This is a genomic window from Cupriavidus sp. KB_39 (assembly GCF_052114485.1).
Classification (GTDB): domain Bacteria; phylum Pseudomonadota; class Gammaproteobacteria; order Burkholderiales; family Burkholderiaceae; genus Cupriavidus.
Window position 1 is genome coordinate 38,687 of sequence record NZ_JBFREV010000012.1, and the last position, 16,987, is coordinate 55,673.

The window sequence follows — 16,987 nt, forward strand, 5'->3', positions numbered from 1 at the left end:
ATCATCATGCGAATTCGTGGCATTGAAGCACTGGCCGGCGGCAGCGGCGCGCCGGTGAACGAGGCGTCCGCGCCGGCAGAAGGCATCGCCCCGCTCTCGCGGCGCAGCTTCCTGAAGCTGGGCGGGCTGGCTGGCGGCGGGCTGGCGATCGGCATCGGCGGGCTCAGCGCGGTTGCGCAGGCCCAGGAAGGCGCCCCCAAGGCGCCGTCCGCGCCGCAGGCGTTCCTGATCATCGGCCCGGACAACACCGTGACGGTGGCCGTGAACCGGCTCGAGTTCGGCCAGGGCGTGCACACGGCCCTGCCGATGGCGCTGGCCGAGGAACTGGATGTGGACTGGAAGAACGTGCGCGCGGTGCTGGCCCCGGCCGGCGACGCGTACAAGGACCCSGCCTTCGGCATCCAGATCACCGGGGGCTCCACGGCCCTGAACCACTCGTTCCAGCAGTATCGTGAGCTGGGCGCGCGCGCCCGGGCGATGCTGATCTCGGCGGCGGCCCAGCAGTGGAAGGTGGACCCGGCGAGCTGCAGCACGTCGCTGGGCGTGGTCACCTCCGGCAGCCATCGCGCGACGTATGGCGAGCTGGCCAACGCCGCCATGGGCCTGCCCGTGCCGGCGCAGGTCACGCTCAAGGACCCGGCGCAGTTCCGCATCGTCGGCAAGCCCACGCCGCGCCTGGATTCGGCGGCCAAGCTGCACGGCGACGCCGTGTTCGGCATCGACACCCGGCTCAAGGACATGGTCGTGGCCGTGGTGGCCCGCCCGCCGCGCTTTGGCGGCAAGGTCAAGACGTTCAACGCCGACCGCGCGCGCAAGATCAAGGGCGTGGTCGATGTGATGCTGGTGCCCGTGGACCGTGGCGGCACCGGCGTGGCCGTGGTGGCCGATGGCTACTGGCCCGCCAAGACCGCGCGCGAGGCGCTGGAGATCGTCTGGGAAGACACCGGCTCGACGGTGAGCACCGCCGCGCTGTTCGACCAGTACAGCAAGCTGGCCACGCAGCCGGGCACGGTGGCSARGCCGCTGGAGGGCATCGACGCCTCGCTCAAGGGCGCGGCGAAGGTCATCGACGCCGAATACCGCCTGCCRTACCTGGCCCACGCGCCGATGGAGCCGCTCAACTGCACCATGCAGGCCGAGGTTGCCGGCAACAAGGCCACGGCGGTGAAGGTGTGGGTGGGCTCGCAGTTCCAGACCGTCGACCAGGCCGCCATCGCCCGCACGCTGGGGCTGGCGCCGGAGAAGGTCACGCTGAACACGATGATGGCCGGCGGYGGTTTCGGCCGGCGCGCGGTGCCGACCTCGGACTATCTGGTGGAAGCCGCCAACGTGCTGCGCACGTGGGTCGGCAACGGCCACACCGAGCCGCTCAAGGTGATGTGGAGCCGCGAGGACGACATCAAGGGCGGCTACTACCGGCCGCTGCACGTGCACCGCGCGCGCATCGGCGTGGACGCCAAGGGCGCCGTGGTGGGCTGGCAGCACACCATCGTCGGCCAGTCGATCGTCAGCGGCACGCCGTTCGAGTCGATGATGGTCAAGAACGGCGTGGACGTGACGATGACCGAGGGCATCGTCGAGAACGACTACGACGTGCCGCTGCAACTGGCCGTGCATCATCCGAAGGTGGACGTGCCGGTGCTCTGGTGGCGCTCGGTGGGCAACACGCACACGGGCTTCGTCAAGGAAACGCTGGCCGACGAGATGGCTACCGCCGCCAGGCAGGACCCGGTGGCGTGGCGCCTGGCCCGGCTGGACCCGCAAAAGCACGCCCGGCACCGCGCCGCGCTGCAACTGGCGGTGGACAAGTCCGGCTACGGCAAGAAGAAGCTGCCGAAGGGGCATGCCTGGGGTGTGGCCGTGCATGAGTCGTTCGGCTCGGTGGTGGCCTATGTGGTGGACGTGTCGGTAGTCAAGGGTGAGCCGCGCGTGCACCGTGTGACCGCCGGCGTGCACGCGAACCGCGTGGTCAATCCGCTCTCGGCCGAGGCGCAGATCCAGGGCGGCTGCGTGTTCGGGCTGTCGATGACCCGGCCCGGGTTTGCCATCGAGATCGAGAACGGCGCGGTGAAGAACAGCAACTTCCCCGACTACCCGCCGCCCCGCATGCCGGACGCCCCGCAGGTGGACGTGTTCTTCGTCCCCTCGCAGGACAACCCGACCGGCCTCGGGGAACCGGGCGTGCCGGCCATCGCGCCGGCAGTGGCCAACGCGCTGTTCCGCCTCACTGGCAAGCGCCAGCGCCAGTTGCCGTTCGTGGTCTGAGGCACGCTGGCCGCGTCGGCCAGATACCGTTCCTCACCTCCCGCCCCTCTCCTGCCATGCATCCTGCAAGTGGGAGAGGGGCCATCACCGACAGCGACACCGCTGTTACGTGCCAGCGGCGACGCCGCGCCCCATCCTCCTCCGACTGTAGTATCCCGMCCCGAATCTGACGGGCCTGAATTGTCGCGCGCAGTCACTCGCACATCCCCCGAGGATGTGTTGTGGCGATGTAAAACATCATCATTTGACGTACCTCTTTCAGCGCCTAGGATGGTTGTACTTTCACGTCGATGCCGCGTGATGGCGCAGTCCACGCAGACTCTGACAAGGATGTTTCTAGAGAGGGCGCATATGAAAACCTTCAAAGCGAAGCTCGCTGCGGCAACGCTGGTGGCGCCATATTCACTGCTTCATGCGCAAGTCGTCACCGTTCCATCCTCGACCTCCACGGTCCGTTTGCAGACGCTCGATCCTGCGGCGACGAACTTTGAGGCGCCCGCCGGTACCGTTATCGCGGTAGCCACGGATGATGGCCTGAATGCGAATAACACGCGGAACTGGAATCTCGTCAATCGCGGCACGATCACGGGAACCAATGACGGGATCTCCCTTGACGCTCTCACTCCGGGTGGCTCACGCTTCGAGAATTACGGCACGGTGAGCACCTCGGCAACGACGGGGGCCGGACCATTCGGCGGCTTGTACGCGAATAGCGGGGCGACGGTGATCAATCACGCCGGCGCCACGATCTCCAGCGGAGACCGTGCCATCCACATGGGCGCGCCCGGCACGGTGACCAACAACGGACTGTTGCAAGGGGGGCAGGACACGGTCATCTTCGTGCAGGGCGGGACGTTCACGCAGGGCGCCACGGGCCAGGTTTCTGGCCTGAATGGGGTCGTCTTCAGCGCCAATACGCTGGCAGGCACCAACGCAGGGTTGATACGCGTGGCAGGTACCGGGTTATGGGTGCGCGGCGGCGCAGCCGGAACGTTCGACAACACGGGAGGGACCATCGAGGTCATTGCCACGGGCGGGCTGCGCACCGCGGTGGTGGCTGATACTGGCGCGAAGCTCGACTTGGTGGGCGGCTTCGTCCTGGCGGCCGGCGGGTTTTCGCGGGGGCTTGTCGCGCAAGACGTGCAATCGACGATCAACGCCCGCGACCTGTCGATTGAAGCCGATGGAAACCAGGCGCGGGCCGCCAACGCGATTGCCGGCGGCGTGACCACATTGACCAATACGAGCGTGACAGCGCGGGGCCCTGGCAGTGCGGGTGTCGTGGCGTTGACCGCAGGGCGTGTCCAGGTAAGCGGCGGCACGGTGACGACGACGGGCGCTGACGGTGACGGTCTGGTGGCCTACGGCGACAGTGCGGGCGGGGCAGGTGGCGTGGTCGTGGCCGATGGCGTGCGGATCAGCACGTCTGGCGCCACCGCCTATGGAGCACGTGCTGCGGGCGCGGGAACGGGCACGCCGGCATCCGTAACGATGACGGGCGGTTCGGTGGAGACGTCGGGTGATGGCGCCATCGGGCTGGTTGCCATCACGCAGACCACGCTGACCGCGGGCAACGTCGCCGTGACCACGCGTGGCGTGGGCAGCGAAGGCGCTACGGCGAGGAACGCCGCGCGACTTGTCATGAACGGTGGTTCCGTGACAACGACGGGCAATGACGCCGTGGGCCTCAGCACGGTGGGCTCGGGCGAACCTGACCAGGTGGGTGCCGTGAATGATCCGGATGCGGCGATCATTCCAGGCGCGTCCGTGGGCGGCGCCTCACTCGCGGCGACCGGGGTCACCGTCAACACAAGCGGTACGGGGTCGCATGGCGTTCGTGTGCGTGGCGACAGTGTGCTGTCGTTGGTCGACAGCACGGTCACGGCCAGTGGCGCCGGCGCCAACGCGGTGCAATACGAAGCGGCCGGCGGCGCGGGCACGCTGACCGCTGCGGGTTCGACCCTCGTCTCCCAGCAGGGCGCTGGCATTGCCATGAACGGGGGGACGATGAACGTGTCGATGACAACGTCATCATTGCATGGCAGCGGGGCGTTGTTCAACGTCACGGGTGGCGGCACGCTGAACCTGAATGCTGACGCCGGCTCCACGCTGACCGGTGCGGCGCTGACCGAGGCAGGCAGTACGTCGAATCTCGTCCTGCGGGACAGCACGTGGAACCTCACCGGCGACTCGCGGCTCACGACGCTCAACAACGACCCAAGCCAGATCCTGTTCTCCGCACCGGTGGGCGGGGTGTTCAAGACGCTGACCGTCGGCCAGTACAGCGGCGACGGCGTCATCGGGCTCAACACCTATCTGGGTGGCGATGGCTCGCCATCGGACAAGCTGGTGATCGACGGCGGGACMGCCTCCGGCACGTCCAGGCTACGGGTGACGAATGCGGGGGGGCCGGGGCTGGTCACGAGCGCGAGCGGCATCCAGCTCGTCGATACGATCAACGGCGGCACGACGCAGGCCGGTGCGTTCTCGATCGACGGCCGCGCGGTGGCCGGCCCTTATGAATACCGGTTGTTCCGGGGCAGCATCGACGGCACCGCGCCGCAAGCCTGGTACCTGCGCTCCGAGCAGGACCCGCCTCCGCCGCCGCCCGACCCCGCGCCGGGCCCCGCTCCGAGCCCGGCGCCGGACCCTGTGCCCGATGTGCCCAGGCCGGTACGTCCGCTGTATCGGCCAGAGGTGGGCGCGTATCTTGCCAATCAACGCCTGTCGGGCCAGATGTTCGTGCATAGCCTGCATGATCGYCGCGGCGAGCCGCAGTATGCGGAGGGGGTGGGCCTCGTGGGGCAAGGCAAGCCGGGTGCGGGCTGGCTGCGCATGGTGGGCAAGTGGGAAGGCGGGCGTAGCAAGGATGGCGTGTTCAAGACCAGCACCGATTCGTTCCTGCTGCAAGGCGGCGCGGAGTTGGCGACGTGGCAGGCGGGCGGCGTGGCGAGCCGCCTGCATGCGGGCGTGATGGGCAGCTACGGCTACGCCAGCAGCGATGCCGAGGCGCAAGCCAACAGTGCACACGCGAAAGGCAAGGTCGAGGGCTGGAGCCTCGGGATCTACGGCACCTGGTACCAGGACGACGAGAAGAAGCACGGCGCCTATGCCGACGCATGGTTCCAGTACGGCTGGTTCAGCAACCGCGTGGAAGGCGACCAGTTGCCCACGGTGAAGTACAGCGCGAACGGGCTGGCGGTGTCTGGCGAGGTCGGCTATGCCATGCCGCTGCGCGGCGGCTGGGTCGTCGAACCGCAGGCGCAGTTGATCTACGTCGACTACAACGAGAGCGACATCGACGAGCCGAACGGCACCCGCGTGCGTGGCGCCAGTGCGAGCGGCATCCTGACGCGGCTGGGCGTGCGAACGCACCGCACGTTCGTGCGCGAAGACGGTCGCAAGCTGCAACCCTATGTCACGCTCAACTGGTGGTACTCGGACACCGAGAGCCACATCGCCTTCAACCAGGTGCAACTGGGTTCGATGTACCCGCGCAACCGCTTCGAAGCCAAGGTGGGCATGAACCTGGCGCTGAACAAGTCGTGGTCGGGCTGGACCAGCGTGTCCGGCGCATGGGGCCAGCAGGATTACTACCAATACGCGGTGCGTGTGGGCGTGCGATACGCGTGGTGACCGGCACGGCCTGCCGGATGAGGGGTCAGCGCAACACCCGGACCGCAGACTTGCGTTTGCCGCGTCAGCACGGTACAAACGAACGCAACCATCACGACACGGGGTTGGACATGGCCACTCAGGAAAGCGCGCTGACGTTTGCGCTGCTCGCCGTGCCCGCGCGCGCGGCCATCTGCCGCGCCTTGCTCGAGGCCGGCGATGACGGCCTGCCGGCCGACCAGCTCGCCCAGCTTGCCGGGCTCACCCTCCATCGCGCGGCCCATCACTTCAGCGAGATGGTGCAGGCCGAGGTGCTCGTCCTCGTCATTCGCGACCGCCGGGTCGGCTATGTGCTCAAGGCGCGCCGCGAGGTGCGCGAGGCGCTGGGCTACCTCGACAGCAGCGGACTCGACTAAGCCGGGGGCCGGGCGGCCGCGATCCGGGCGATGTTGTTGCGCGCGGCTTGCTCGGCATCGGCAAAGGCGGGCGTCAGGAACAGCCGCTCGCGCTGCGCCAGCGTAGTGAGGAAGCCCACGCGGCGTGCCATGAAGGCCGCGTGCAGCGCCGCGCCGGCCAGCCCGGTGCGCCGGGCCAGCAGCGCGCGGTTCTCCTCGAACACGGCTTGCGTATAGGCGTCGAACGCCTCGGCGGGGGCCGCCAGCCGGTACAGGTCCAGATCGAGCACCGTGGCCGCGTCGGGCGCCGTCGGCGTGTGCGCGCGGGTGTCCAGCACGATCTGCATGGCCTGGCGCAGCACGTCGTCGTCCACCTCATCCACCATGGTTTCGATCAACGCCGCCGAGGCGGCCTCGTTGTGCTCGCAGCCGGGCACGTACACGGCGTCATGAAACAGCACCGCCAGCGCCTGCGCCGGGTTCAGCGCGAGGCCCCGGGCGTGCGCCACCTCGAACATCTCGAGCACATGGGTGCGGCCGTGGTAGCGGCGATAGGGCGCCTCATAGAGCGCCAGCGCCTGGAGCACGGTCTGGCGCGGCAGGAAGTCCAGGCGGGCCAGCGCGGCCGGCCAGTCCGGCGCGAAGCGGGGCATCTCGCCCGCGTCGGTCCGCACCGGCTCGGTGAAGACTTCCGCCGTGCGCACCCACAGGATCGAGCGGTCGCGCATGGACTCGTAGACCACCACGGGCGCCAGGTCGGCCTCGAAGCGGCCCAGGCCGGTCACACGGTAGGCGCCGCCCTTGTAGTGGCGGTAAGGCATGCCCGGCACGAGGTCCGGGTCGTTCGGCATCGGTATCGACTTCGGAATGGGATTCGCCAAGATATAGACTCCACGGTTGCGGCGGATCATAAGTCATAGGGTAAACCCTTGTGTAGGGAAACCCCGTATTCAGCGCCTGTCTTGAAAACGACAACCCTCGTCCCTATAATTAGCACTCCCCGGGGGTGAGTGCTAACAGAGCCCTTGCGGTACCCGAAAACCGTTGGCCGTCGCCTTCAGACGGCCATTTGTGAATCAAAACTCACTTTTTGTACCTAGGAGTCCGTATGAACCTGCGTCCTCTGCACGACCGTGTGATCGTGAAGCGTCTGGACAATGAAACCAAGACCGCATCCGGCATCGTGATTCCCGACAATGCTGCCGAGAAGCCCGATCAAGGCGAAGTCCTCGCCATCGGCCCCGGCAAGAAGGATGACAAGGGCAACAACATTGCCCTCGACGTCAAGGTGGGTGACCGCGTGCTGTTCGGCAAGTATGCCGGCCAAGGCGTGAAGGTGGATGGCCAGGAACTGCTGGTCATGCGCGAAGAAGACATCATGGCCGTGGTCAACAAGTAATCCACGCGTCACTCGTACAGATCAGGAGAAACAGAACATGGCAGCAAAAGACGTAGTGTTCGGCGACGCCGCCCGTGCCAAGATGGTCGAAGGCGTGAACATTCTCGCCAACGCAGTGAAGGTGACCCTGGGCCCGAAGGGTCGCAACGTGGTGCTGGAGCGCAGCTTCGGCGGCCCGACCGTGACCAAGGACGGCGTGTCCGTGGCCAAGGAAATCGAACTGAAGGACAAGCTCCAGAACATGGGCGCGCAGATGGTCAAGGAAGTGGCTTCCAAGACCAGCGACAACGCCGGTGACGGTACCACCACCGCTACCGTGCTGGCCCAGTCGATCGTCCGCGAAGGCATGAAGTTCGTTGCCGCCGGCATGAACCCGATGGACCTGAAGCGCGGCATCGACAAGGCTGTCGGCGCTGCCGTGGAAGAGCTGAAGAAGCTGTCCAAGCCCACCACCACCAGCAAGGAAATCGCCCAGGTTGGCGCGATCTCGGCCAACAGCGACGCCTCGATCGGCGAGCGCATTGCCGAAGCCATGGACAAGGTTGGCAAGGAAGGCGTGATCACCGTGGAAGACGGCAAGTCGCTGGCCGACGAGCTGGAAGTCGTGGAAGGCATGCAGTTCGACCGCGGCTACCTGTCGCCGTACTTCATCAACAACCCGGAAAAGCAGGTTGTTGCCCTGGACAGCCCGTTCGTCCTGCTGTTCGACAAGAAGGTGTCGAACATCCGTGACCTGCTGCCGGTGCTGGAGCAAGTGGCCAAGGCTGGCCGTCCGCTGCTGATCATCGCCGAAGACGTCGAGGGCGAAGCCCTGGCAACGCTGGTGGTGAACAACATCCGTGGCATCCTGAAGACCGCTGCCGTGAAGGCCCCGGGCTTCGGCGACCGCCGCAAGGCCATGCTGGAAGACATCGCCATCCTGACCGGCGGTACCGTGATCGCCGAGGAAATCGGCCTGACGCTGGAAAAGGCGACCCTGAACGACCTGGGCCAAGCCAAGCGCATCGAGATCGGCAAGGAAAACACGATCATCATCGACGGCGCCGGCGACGGCTCGGCCATCGAAGGCCGTGTGAAGCAGATCCGCGCCCAGATCGAAGAAGCCACTTCGGACTACGACCGTGAAAAGCTGCAAGAGCGCGTGGCCAAGCTGGCCGGCGGTGTTGCCGTGATCAAGGTTGGCGCTGCCACCGAAGTCGAAATGAAGGAAAAGAAGGCACGCGTGGAAGACGCGCTGCACGCCACCCGCGCTGCCGTGGAAGAAGGCATCGTCCCCGGCGGTGGTGTGGCCCTGCTGCGCGCCCGCGCTGCGATCTCGGGTCTGCAAGGCGAGAACGCCGACCAGAACGCCGGTATCAAGATCGTGCTGCGCGCCATGGAAGAACCGCTGCGCCAGATCGTGCTGAACGCTGGTGAAGAGGCTTCGGTCGTGGTGGCCAAGGTGATCGAAGGCAACGGTAACTACGGTTACAACGCTGCCTCGGGCGAGTACGGCGACCTGGTGCAAATGGGCGTGCTGGACCCGACCAAGGTGACCCGCACCGCGCTGCAAAACGCCGCTTCGGTTGCTTCGCTGATGCTGACCACGGACTGCGCCGTGGCTGAATCGCCGAAGGAAGAGTCGGCTCCGGCCATGCCGGGCGGCATGGGCGGCATGGGCGGCATGGACGGCATGATGTAAATCACGCCGGACCAGACGAGGCCTTCGGGTCTCGTCGACGTCTGACAAAAACCCCCGCGGGCGCAAGCTCGCGGGGGTTTTTGTTTGGGGGCGGAGGGGGCGGGGGTCTAGATCTCCACCACCCGCCCCCAATCAAACACCGGGTTCTCCGGGTTGCCCGTTCGTCTCGATATATACCCGCGCGGGTTGCAGACTACGCGGGACTGGTCGATCCAGTAGTCGAAGCTGGTGTGGGTGTGGCCGTGGATCCAGAGGTCGGCTTGGGCCACGAGGTCGGGGCGGCGGGAGAGGAAGCCGGCGGAGACGATGTCGTGGGCGTAGCGGGGGTCCAGGCTGCCGAGGTCGGGGCCGTGGTGGGTGACGACCACGGTCTTGCCGTCGAAGGGTTCGGCCAGGGTGTCCGTCAGCCAGGCGGTGGCGGCGCGGTGGCGGGCCAGGGCGTCGGCGGGGGTGTAGGGGCGATGCTGGCCGGCCTCGTCGGTGGTTTCGATCAGCCGGTAGTCCACCACCACGCGGGCGCAGGCCTGCATGGCGTCGTCGATGCGGTCGGTGCCGTAGAGGCAGTAGTCGGTCCACCAGGTGGTGCCGATCACGCGCACCGGGCGGCCGTCGCCATCGGCGTACTCGGCCACGGCGCCGTTGAGCAGCGCCACGTTGGGCGCCGCCTCCGCCGCTTCGGCCATCAGGCGGTCCACGGTGTCGAAGTTGTTCTCGTAGTACTCATGGTTGCCGGGCACGTAGACCACYGGCACATCGAAGGTGCGGGCGGCCCAGTCGATGCCGTCGCGGCCGTTGGCGATGTCGCCGGCCAGGATCACGAGGTCCGCCGCGCACGCGGGAATCGCGTCGGTCTGGTTGTGCTCCAGGTGGATGTCGCTGAGGATGCGCAACTTCATGGGGGCTCCCGGACTCGCCATGTTGGTGTGCGATCGATTCTTCAAAAAAAAGACAGCCTGGTCAAGACCAGGCTGCAAAAGAGGAGCCAGGGGGGCCTCGGCGCTGCTCATGGGGGGCAGCGCGAGGGGCTGGCCGTGCCCGGAGGCCCGGCCGTGCCACTGGCTCCTTTCCTGGCTAGTGGGCCAGGCGCGGGGGGACGTAGCCGCCGTAGTACGGCCCGACGCCGCCGCCGCTGTTCGTGACCTTGAAGTTGGGGATGAAGTAGCCCTCGATGTACTTGCCGCTGCCGCCCACCGAGGCGGTGATATGGAACGCCGCGAATGCGGTGATCGGGCCGAGCGAGCCCGGGTTGAGCGACGAGGTGACCGGCAGCAGGTAGTCCTGGTTGACCCCCACATAGTTGTAGTTCGAGGTCTTGGTACCGTCCTGCATCCAGATCTTGTCGCCGATGGCCACCGGCGACGGGTTGCCGCTCTGGAGCAGGTCGCGCGTGGCGGTGGCGCTGTTGTCGGTGGACTTGAACGTAGTCCACTGGCCCGATTCGCACGGCCCGTAGTGGTAGGCGGACCCGATGCGGAACAGGTAGGGCTTCTTGGTCGCCGGATCGAKCTTGGGCTGGTTGGTGGCGCTGTCCCAGAAGTTGTTGTACAGGCACTGGCTCAGGGCCACCGGGAACAGCCCGCCGTTGCCGATGATGCCCGGCGCTGCGATCACCGCCACCGCGGTGGCGGTGGTGCTTGCCGCGGCGCCATCGAAGACCTGCGCCAGCAGGGTCGGCACGGGCCCGCCGTTGCTGCCCGCCCCCCGGCTGATGGTCACCTGCACTGCGGGCACGTCATTGGACGTCGGCGTGATGTCCTGCGGCTGGAGCCCGGCCGGCGTGCCGGTCAGGTTCCAGTAGCCGGCCTGCACCGTGCCGCTGGTCAGCGTGACGCCGGCGGCCTTGTTCAGGCTGATGGCGTTCGTGCCCTTGGTGACGCCCGCGGTCCAGGCGGGCTTGGGATTGGCCGGGAACAGCCCGGCCGCCCCGGCCAGCGCGGCGGCATCGGCGGCGTTCTGCAACTCGTTGCGTACGATGGCCAGATGGGCGACATCCACCGCCAGCGCGCCCACTGACAGCACCGAGATCAGCATGAACGGCATCATGATGCCGATGGCGCCGCGCTGGCGGTGCCGACGGGTCAGTCGGGCTGGCGGGTCCTGCCGCAGGGTTTCCTGGCGCATGGCACACCTCCTGTCTCTAGATTTGGGCTACTCGCATAGCATGGTGGTGAGCGCGTTGATCGTCAGCGGCCCGGTGAAGGGCCGKATCAGCGGGCCGAGCAGCAGGCCGTTGAACGTGTACGACACCTGCACGGTCAGCGCGGTCCCGGTCGACGCGCACGGCGAGACGGTCAGCGGGAAGGTGCAGGTGGCGGCGGCGCCATAGGTGACCAGCTTGTTGGTGCAGTAGTTGAGCGCCACCTGCTTGATCTGGGTGTTGGTCATCGCCGGGGACTTCAGCACCACGCCGGCGCGGGCCGCCTCGCGGCTGGCGTTGGTGACCACGGACTTGTCATAAAGCGCGGTGCCGAACTCGATCACGCCGAACACGATGAACAGCAGCAGCGGAAAGATCAGCGCGAATTCCACGGCGGCGGCGCCGGCGTGGCGCGGGCCGCCCGGCTGGCGGTGCCGGGGGGGAAGGGGGCGAGGGGGACGAAGGGCGGGTCGACGCATGGCGGGCTCCGGCGGGGTCAGTTGTTGGTCACGCTGCGCAGGGCGGTGACCACCTGGATGGCGGCCGGCCCGAGCAGCACCACRAACAGCGACGGGAAGATGCAGAAGATCAGCGGGAACAGGATCTTGGTGCCGATCTTGGCCGCGCGTTCCTCGGCCAGCGAGTGGCGCTTGGTGCGCAGCATGTCCGAATGCACGCGCAGCGAATCCGCCACGCTGGTGCCGAAGCGGTCCGCCTGGATCAGCATCGCCACCAGCATGCTCACATCCTCCACGCCGGTACGTGCCGACAGGTTGCGCAGCGCCTTGTCGCGCGGCAGGCCGGCGCGCAGCTCCAGCGTCAGCAATTCGTATTCCTCGGCCATGGCGGGGCGGGCGGTGCGCATCTCCGCCACCACGCGCAGGATCGCGGCATCCAGGCTCAGGCCGGCTTCCACGCAGACCATGATCAGGTCCAGGCTGTCCGGGAAGGCCTCGAAGATGTCGCGCTGGCGGCGGCCCACCTTCCAGCGCAGCGCGAAGTTGGGCAGGTAGAAGCCCGCCACCGCCATCGCGAACAGTCCCGTCATGAATTCCTGCTGCCGCGCGGCTTCCACCTCGCCGACCAGCGCTACCCAGAGCGCCATCGGCAGGCCGAACGCGAGCACGGTCTTGATGCCGAAGTAGAGCGGAATCGCCTCGGCCGAGCGCCATCCGGCATGGATGAAGCGCGTGCGCAGCGCGGAGTTCTCCCAGCCCTCCTTCGGCAGCGAGAGCTGCGCCAGCGGCCGGGCCAGCCGCTCCAYCCGGCGCATCCATTCGCGGCGGCCGTCGGGGATCGGCGCGCCGCCGGGCGCCTCGCGCTCGATCTGGCCGAGCCGGCGGGCCACGGGGTTCGGGCGCATCACGATCATCGCGACCCAGGCCGCGCCGAAGACGATGGCGAAGGTGACGCCCAACAGCAGGATCGTTGTGGTTGGCATGGTTGTCCGGGAATCTTCCCGCCTCGGTAATTGGGGTGCCTGAATGCCTGCCCTACACGTGGATCCGCACGATCTGGCGCATCCACAAGATGCCCACGCAGGTCATGGCGACGCCGTACCAGAGCATCTGGATGCCGGTCGGGTCGGTCCACAGCGTGGCCATCATCTCGGGATTGATCTGGAACACGATGCCGCCGACCACCACCGGCAGCAGCGTCAGGATCCAGCCGCCGAGCCGGCCTTCGGCCGACAGCACGCGCACCTTGTCCAGCAGTTGCAGCCGCTTGCGGATCAGGCTGGCCACGTTGTCGAGGATCTCGGCCAGGTTGCCGCCGGACTCGCGCTGGATCAGCACCGCGATGACCAGGTAGCGCAGGTCCTCGATCGGCACCCGGTCGGTCAGGCCGGCCAGCGCGTCGTGCAGTGGAATGCCGTAGTTGATCTCGCCGAACACCAGGCCCAGTTCCGTGCCGATGGGCGCCGGCAGCTCGTTGCCGGCCATGTCCAGCGCGCTGGGCAGCGAGTGGCCGGCGCGCAGCGCGCGGCTGATCAGGTCGGCGGCCTCGGGCAACTGCGCTTCCAGCGTCGCGAGCCGCTTGCCCCGCTTGTGCAGCACGAACAGCAGCGGCAGCGTGCTGGCCGCGCCGGCCATCAGCAGCACGGCATACCACGGCGCGTTCAGCGTCGTCAGCACCATGCCGGCGAGGCTGGGCGCGGCCARCGTGAGGGCCAGGAAGCGTCCCACGGACATATTCATGCCCGATTGCAGCATGAGGTGATCCAGCGCCTGCATGCGCGGCAGGCGCCGCAGCAGCCGGGCCAGGGCCGGCGACTGGCTCATCACGCGCTGCTTGAGGATGCCGGCGTCCTGCCCGTGGCCGGCGCTGTTGAGCAGCGCCGCCTCCACGCGATGGCTGAAGCGCCGCGCGTGCTGGCTGTGATAGGTGTTCCACCACAGGTAGGCGCCGACCCCGCCCAGCACGATGGCCAGGAACACCGACAGCGCGAAGGCGATCATCATCGGATTCATGGCGCGCTCCTAGACTTCGTGCTGCACGGCGGGGTCGAACAGCGACTCCGGCAGATGGATGCCGAAGGCCTGGAGCCGCTCGCAGAACTTTGGCCGCACGCCCGTGGCGCAGAAGTGCCCGCGGATGCGGCCGTCGCGCTCCACGCCCTGGCGGCGGAAGGTGAAGATCTCCTGCATGTTGACGACCTCGCCCTCCATGCCGGTGATCTCCTGCACGCTGACGAGCTTGCGGCGCCCGTCGGTGAGGCGCGAGACCTGCACCACCACCGACAGCGCCGAGGTGACCTGCTGGCGCATGGTGCGCGTGGGCAGCGCCAGGCCGGCCATGCTGATCATGTTCTCGAGCCGCGTCAGTGCATCGCGCGGCGTGTTGGCGTGGATGGTGGCCAGCGAGCCCTCGTGGCCGGTGTTCATCGCGTGGAGCATGTCCAGCGCCTCGGCGCCGCGCACTTCGCCCAGGATGATCCGGTCCGGCCGCATCCGCAGCGCGTTCTTGACCAGCGCACGCTGGGTGATCTCGCCCCGGCCCTCGATATTGGCCGGACGCGTCTCCAGGCGCAGCACATGCTGCTGGCGCAGCTGCAGTTCCGCCGCGTCCTCGATCGTCACGACGCGCTCGTCGGCCGGAATGAAGCCCGAGAGGATGTTCAGCAGCGTGGTCTTGCCGCTGCCGGTGCCGCCCGAGATCAGGATGTTGAGCTTGGCGCGCACCATGGCGTCGAGCAGCTGGGCCATCTCGTCGGTCAGCGTGCTCAGGCCGATCAGGTCCTTGATCTGCAACGGGTTCACAGAGAACCGGCGAATCGAGAGCAGCGGGCCGTCGATGGCCGAGGGCGGGATGATGGCGTTGATGCGCGAGCCGTCCGGCAGGCGCGCGTCGACCATCGGGCTCGATTCGTCGATGCGGCGACCCATGCGCGACACCATCTTGTCGATCACGCGCAGCAGGTGGGCGTCGTCGAGGAAGGTCACGTCGGTCAGCTCGAGCTTGCCGCGCCGCTCCACGTAGACGTGGCGCGCGGTGTTGACGAGGATGTCGGAGATGGTGGGGTCGGCCAGCAGCGGCTCAAGCGGCCCGTAGCCGAGCATCTCGTCCTGGACGTCCGAGACCAGGCGGCGCCGCTCCGACTCGTTCACCGGATGGTTGCCTTCCTCGATGATCCGCTCCACCAGCTGCGCCAGCTCGCGCCGGACCTGTTCGGGCGGCATGTGCTGGAGGCGGCTGAGTTCCACACGATCGACCAATGTCTGGTGGATCTCCAGCGCCAGTTGCTGGTAGGCGGGCGTCACCGCGCCCGAGCCGGCCGTGCCGCTGGGGGCGTGGCTACTGCCGTTGACACCATGGACGGCGGCGCCGTTGGCGCGCGCCACGCGCTCGGGCAGGGCTTCGCCGGCCTGGCGGAAGAGTTGTTCTCGCAGTGACATCTCGGACTCCTGGTGTCGCCGTGGCGGTGCCGGTCAGGCGCGCGCCGGGGCATGGACCTGATTGTTCTGGCCGAACAGCTTGCGCAACAGGTTGTCGCGGCGCGGCTGGGTGTCGGGGTAGAGCTGCCGGGCCATGTCGGCCAGCGCGCGGGCGATGGCGCTGTTCGGTGCCAGTTGCGTCACCGGCACGCCCTGCTCGCTCGCGTCCCGGACCGGGCTGGCATCGTGCGGCAGCACATGGCTCACGCGCACGCCGAAGGCGTCTTCCAGCGTGCGCTGGGCGATGCTGGCGTGCCGGTCGTCGCCGTTGAGCACCAGGCGCACGCGGTCGGTGTGGTAGCTCAGCGACTGGCAGAGGTCGAACAACCGGCGGCCCGCACGCAGGTGGGCCAGGCTGCGGCGCATCACCGCGTAGATCAGGTTGCTGTGGTCCAGCACCACGAGGGTGGCGGGGTTGATGTCCTGGCCGATGTCGAAGACCACCGCGTCGTACTGCTGGCGCGCCACGGCCATGATGCGTTCCAGGTGCGCGGCCTTGATCTCGCCTGCCTTGATCGGGTCGCCGGCGGCGGGCACCACGTCGAAGCCGGGGCAGACGTGGGTCACGCAGGCTTCCAGCAGCGCGGCGTCGAGCCGGTCCACCTGGCGGCAGACGTCGGACAGCGTGGCGGGCGGGGTCTGGTCGGTCATCAGGAAGGCGGCGTCGCCGTACTGCTGGCTCAGGTCCACCAGCAGCACGCGCTTCTTGTGCCGGGTAGCCACCACGTGGGCGAAGTTGGCCGCCACGAAGGTGGTGCCGCTGCCGCCCTTGCAGGCCGCGAACGCCAGCACCTGGCCTTCGGCCCGACCGTTGCTGAGCGCGTGGCTGGTGCAGCGCTGGAGCTCGTCGCGGAACTCCTGGGCCTCGGGTGGCCACGGCAGCACGCCCTGCACGCCTGCGCGCATGGCTCGCATCAACAGGTCGGCGGACGGGTGCGCCGTCAACAGCATGCACAGTGTTTCCGGATGCTCGGTGGTGATGCGGCGCAGCTGGACGATGTCGTCCGCGCCGACCTCGGGCGCGTCCACGATCAGCAGGTCGGTGCCGAGCGTGAGCGCGGGGTCGGCCAGCGCGGCGGCCGGCGTGGCCCGCACACGCTGTACCACGTGGTTGGCGCTCTGGGCGATCAGGCCCGCCACGTAGTGCAGGTGCGCATCGTCGGCGGATACAACGGCGATCTTTGCCATGGCTTCTCTCCTGGAGACAGCGTGCGGCGGCCGCGTGGCCTACCGTCCCATATTGTTGAGACCGCCGGAGGCGCCCACGCCGATCGTGAAGGCGTTGGCGTCGGACTGCGGCGTGCGGAACTGGGTGCCGTAGCGGTCCATCGCCGCCGTGGCGGCGCGGCCGTCGATGCCCGTCACGGGGTCGGTGTTGTTCGAGGCATCGGGGTTCAGGATCTGCATCGCCCGCAGCGTGCGCACCGAATCGCCGAATTGCTTGTCATACATCGGCGTGGTGGCCATGCAGCCCGAGAGACCCGCGACGGTGCCGAGCAGGGCGGCGAGCGCGGCGGGGCGGAGGAAGTTGGTCGTCATGATGTGCTCCTGGTTCGGGTC

14 protein-coding genes are annotated in these 16,987 nt (G+C 67.9%); 5 read left to right on the plus strand and 9 right to left on the minus strand.

The window, feature by feature from the left end:
- Positions 1-6: 6 nt before the first annotated feature.
- The 3 genes from AB4Z27_RS11680 to AB4Z27_RS11690 all read left to right on the plus strand — a co-directional run bounded on the left by AB4Z27_RS11680 (position 7) and on the right by AB4Z27_RS11690 (position 6,296).
- Positions 7-2,265: a molybdopterin cofactor-binding domain-containing protein gene (locus AB4Z27_RS11680; RefSeq protein WP_441644518.1), complete on the plus strand. Its 2,259-nt coding sequence runs from the start codon at positions 7-9 to the stop codon at positions 2,263-2,265.
- Between the two features lie 699 nt (positions 2,266-2,964).
- Positions 2,965-5,901 (plus strand): autotransporter family protein, encoded by a 2,937-nt coding sequence (locus AB4Z27_RS11685; protein WP_441591846.1) that lies wholly within the window; start codon positions 2,965-2,967, stop codon positions 5,899-5,901.
- Positions 5,902-6,011: 110 nt separating this feature from the next.
- A complete protein-coding gene (locus tag AB4Z27_RS11690; RefSeq protein ID WP_092298249.1) occupies positions 6,012-6,296 on the plus strand; it encodes a winged helix-turn-helix domain-containing protein in 285 nt (94 codons plus the stop codon).
- On the opposite strand, the gene AB4Z27_RS11695 is transcribed toward AB4Z27_RS11690, so the two are convergent.
- Positions 6,293-7,126, minus strand: a complete 834-nt coding sequence (locus AB4Z27_RS11695; protein WP_441644536.1) for a DUF1653 domain-containing protein — start codon at positions 7,124-7,126, stop codon at positions 6,293-6,295. The genes AB4Z27_RS11690 and AB4Z27_RS11695 overlap by 4 nt on opposite strands.
- 257 nt (positions 7,127-7,383) lie before the next feature.
- Between AB4Z27_RS11695 and groES the strand changes: the two genes are divergently transcribed.
- A complete protein-coding gene (gene groES, locus AB4Z27_RS11700; RefSeq protein WP_008644494.1) occupies positions 7,384-7,674 on the plus strand; it encodes a co-chaperone GroES in 291 nt (96 codons plus the stop codon).
- Positions 7,675-7,711: 37 nt separating this feature from the next.
- Positions 7,712-9,355 carry a chaperonin GroEL gene (gene groL / locus AB4Z27_RS11705; protein WP_092298252.1) on the plus strand — a complete coding sequence of 548 codons (1,644 nt, stop codon included), beginning with the start codon at positions 7,712-7,714 and terminating at the stop codon, positions 9,353-9,355.
- Between the two features lie 107 nt (positions 9,356-9,462).
- On the opposite strand, the gene AB4Z27_RS11710 is transcribed toward groL, so the two are convergent.
- From AB4Z27_RS11710 to AB4Z27_RS11745, 8 genes are all read right to left on the minus strand, one after another.
- On the minus strand, positions 9,463-10,251 hold the full coding sequence (locus AB4Z27_RS11710) for a metallophosphoesterase (protein WP_441644519.1): 789 nt from the start codon (positions 10,249-10,251) through the stop codon (positions 9,463-9,465).
- Between the two features lie 175 nt (positions 10,252-10,426).
- Entirely contained in the window at positions 10,427-11,476 is a 1,050-nt protein-coding gene (locus AB4Z27_RS11715) for a TadG family pilus assembly protein (protein WP_441644520.1), read from the minus strand.
- A gap of 27 nt (positions 11,477-11,503) precedes the next feature.
- A complete protein-coding gene (locus AB4Z27_RS11720) occupies positions 11,504-11,971 on the minus strand; it encodes a TadE/TadG family type IV pilus assembly protein (protein ID WP_092298258.1) in 468 nt (155 codons plus the stop codon).
- 17 nt (positions 11,972-11,988) lie between these two features.
- Positions 11,989-12,933: a type II secretion system F family protein gene (locus AB4Z27_RS11725; RefSeq protein ID WP_441644521.1), complete on the minus strand. Its 945-nt coding sequence runs from the start codon at positions 12,931-12,933 to the stop codon at positions 11,989-11,991.
- A 52-nt stretch (positions 12,934-12,985) separates the two neighbouring features.
- Positions 12,986-13,963, minus strand: a complete 978-nt coding sequence (locus AB4Z27_RS11730; protein WP_441644522.1) for a type II secretion system F family protein — start codon at positions 13,961-13,963, stop codon at positions 12,986-12,988.
- Between the two features lie 9 nt (positions 13,964-13,972).
- Positions 13,973-15,388, minus strand: coding sequence for a CpaF family protein (locus AB4Z27_RS11735; RefSeq protein ID WP_441591855.1), 1,416 nt, complete (start codon positions 15,386-15,388; stop codon positions 13,973-13,975).
- 33 nt (positions 15,389-15,421) lie between these two features.
- Complete coding sequence (locus tag AB4Z27_RS11740) at positions 15,422-16,615, minus strand: AAA family ATPase (RefSeq protein WP_441591857.1); 1,194 nt, start codon at positions 16,613-16,615, stop codon at positions 15,422-15,424.
- A 39-nt stretch (positions 16,616-16,654) separates the two neighbouring features.
- Positions 16,655-16,966 (minus strand): hypothetical protein, encoded by a 312-nt coding sequence (locus AB4Z27_RS11745; protein ID WP_092298273.1) that lies wholly within the window; start codon positions 16,964-16,966, stop codon positions 16,655-16,657.
- Between the last annotated feature and the right edge of the window lie 21 nt (positions 16,967-16,987).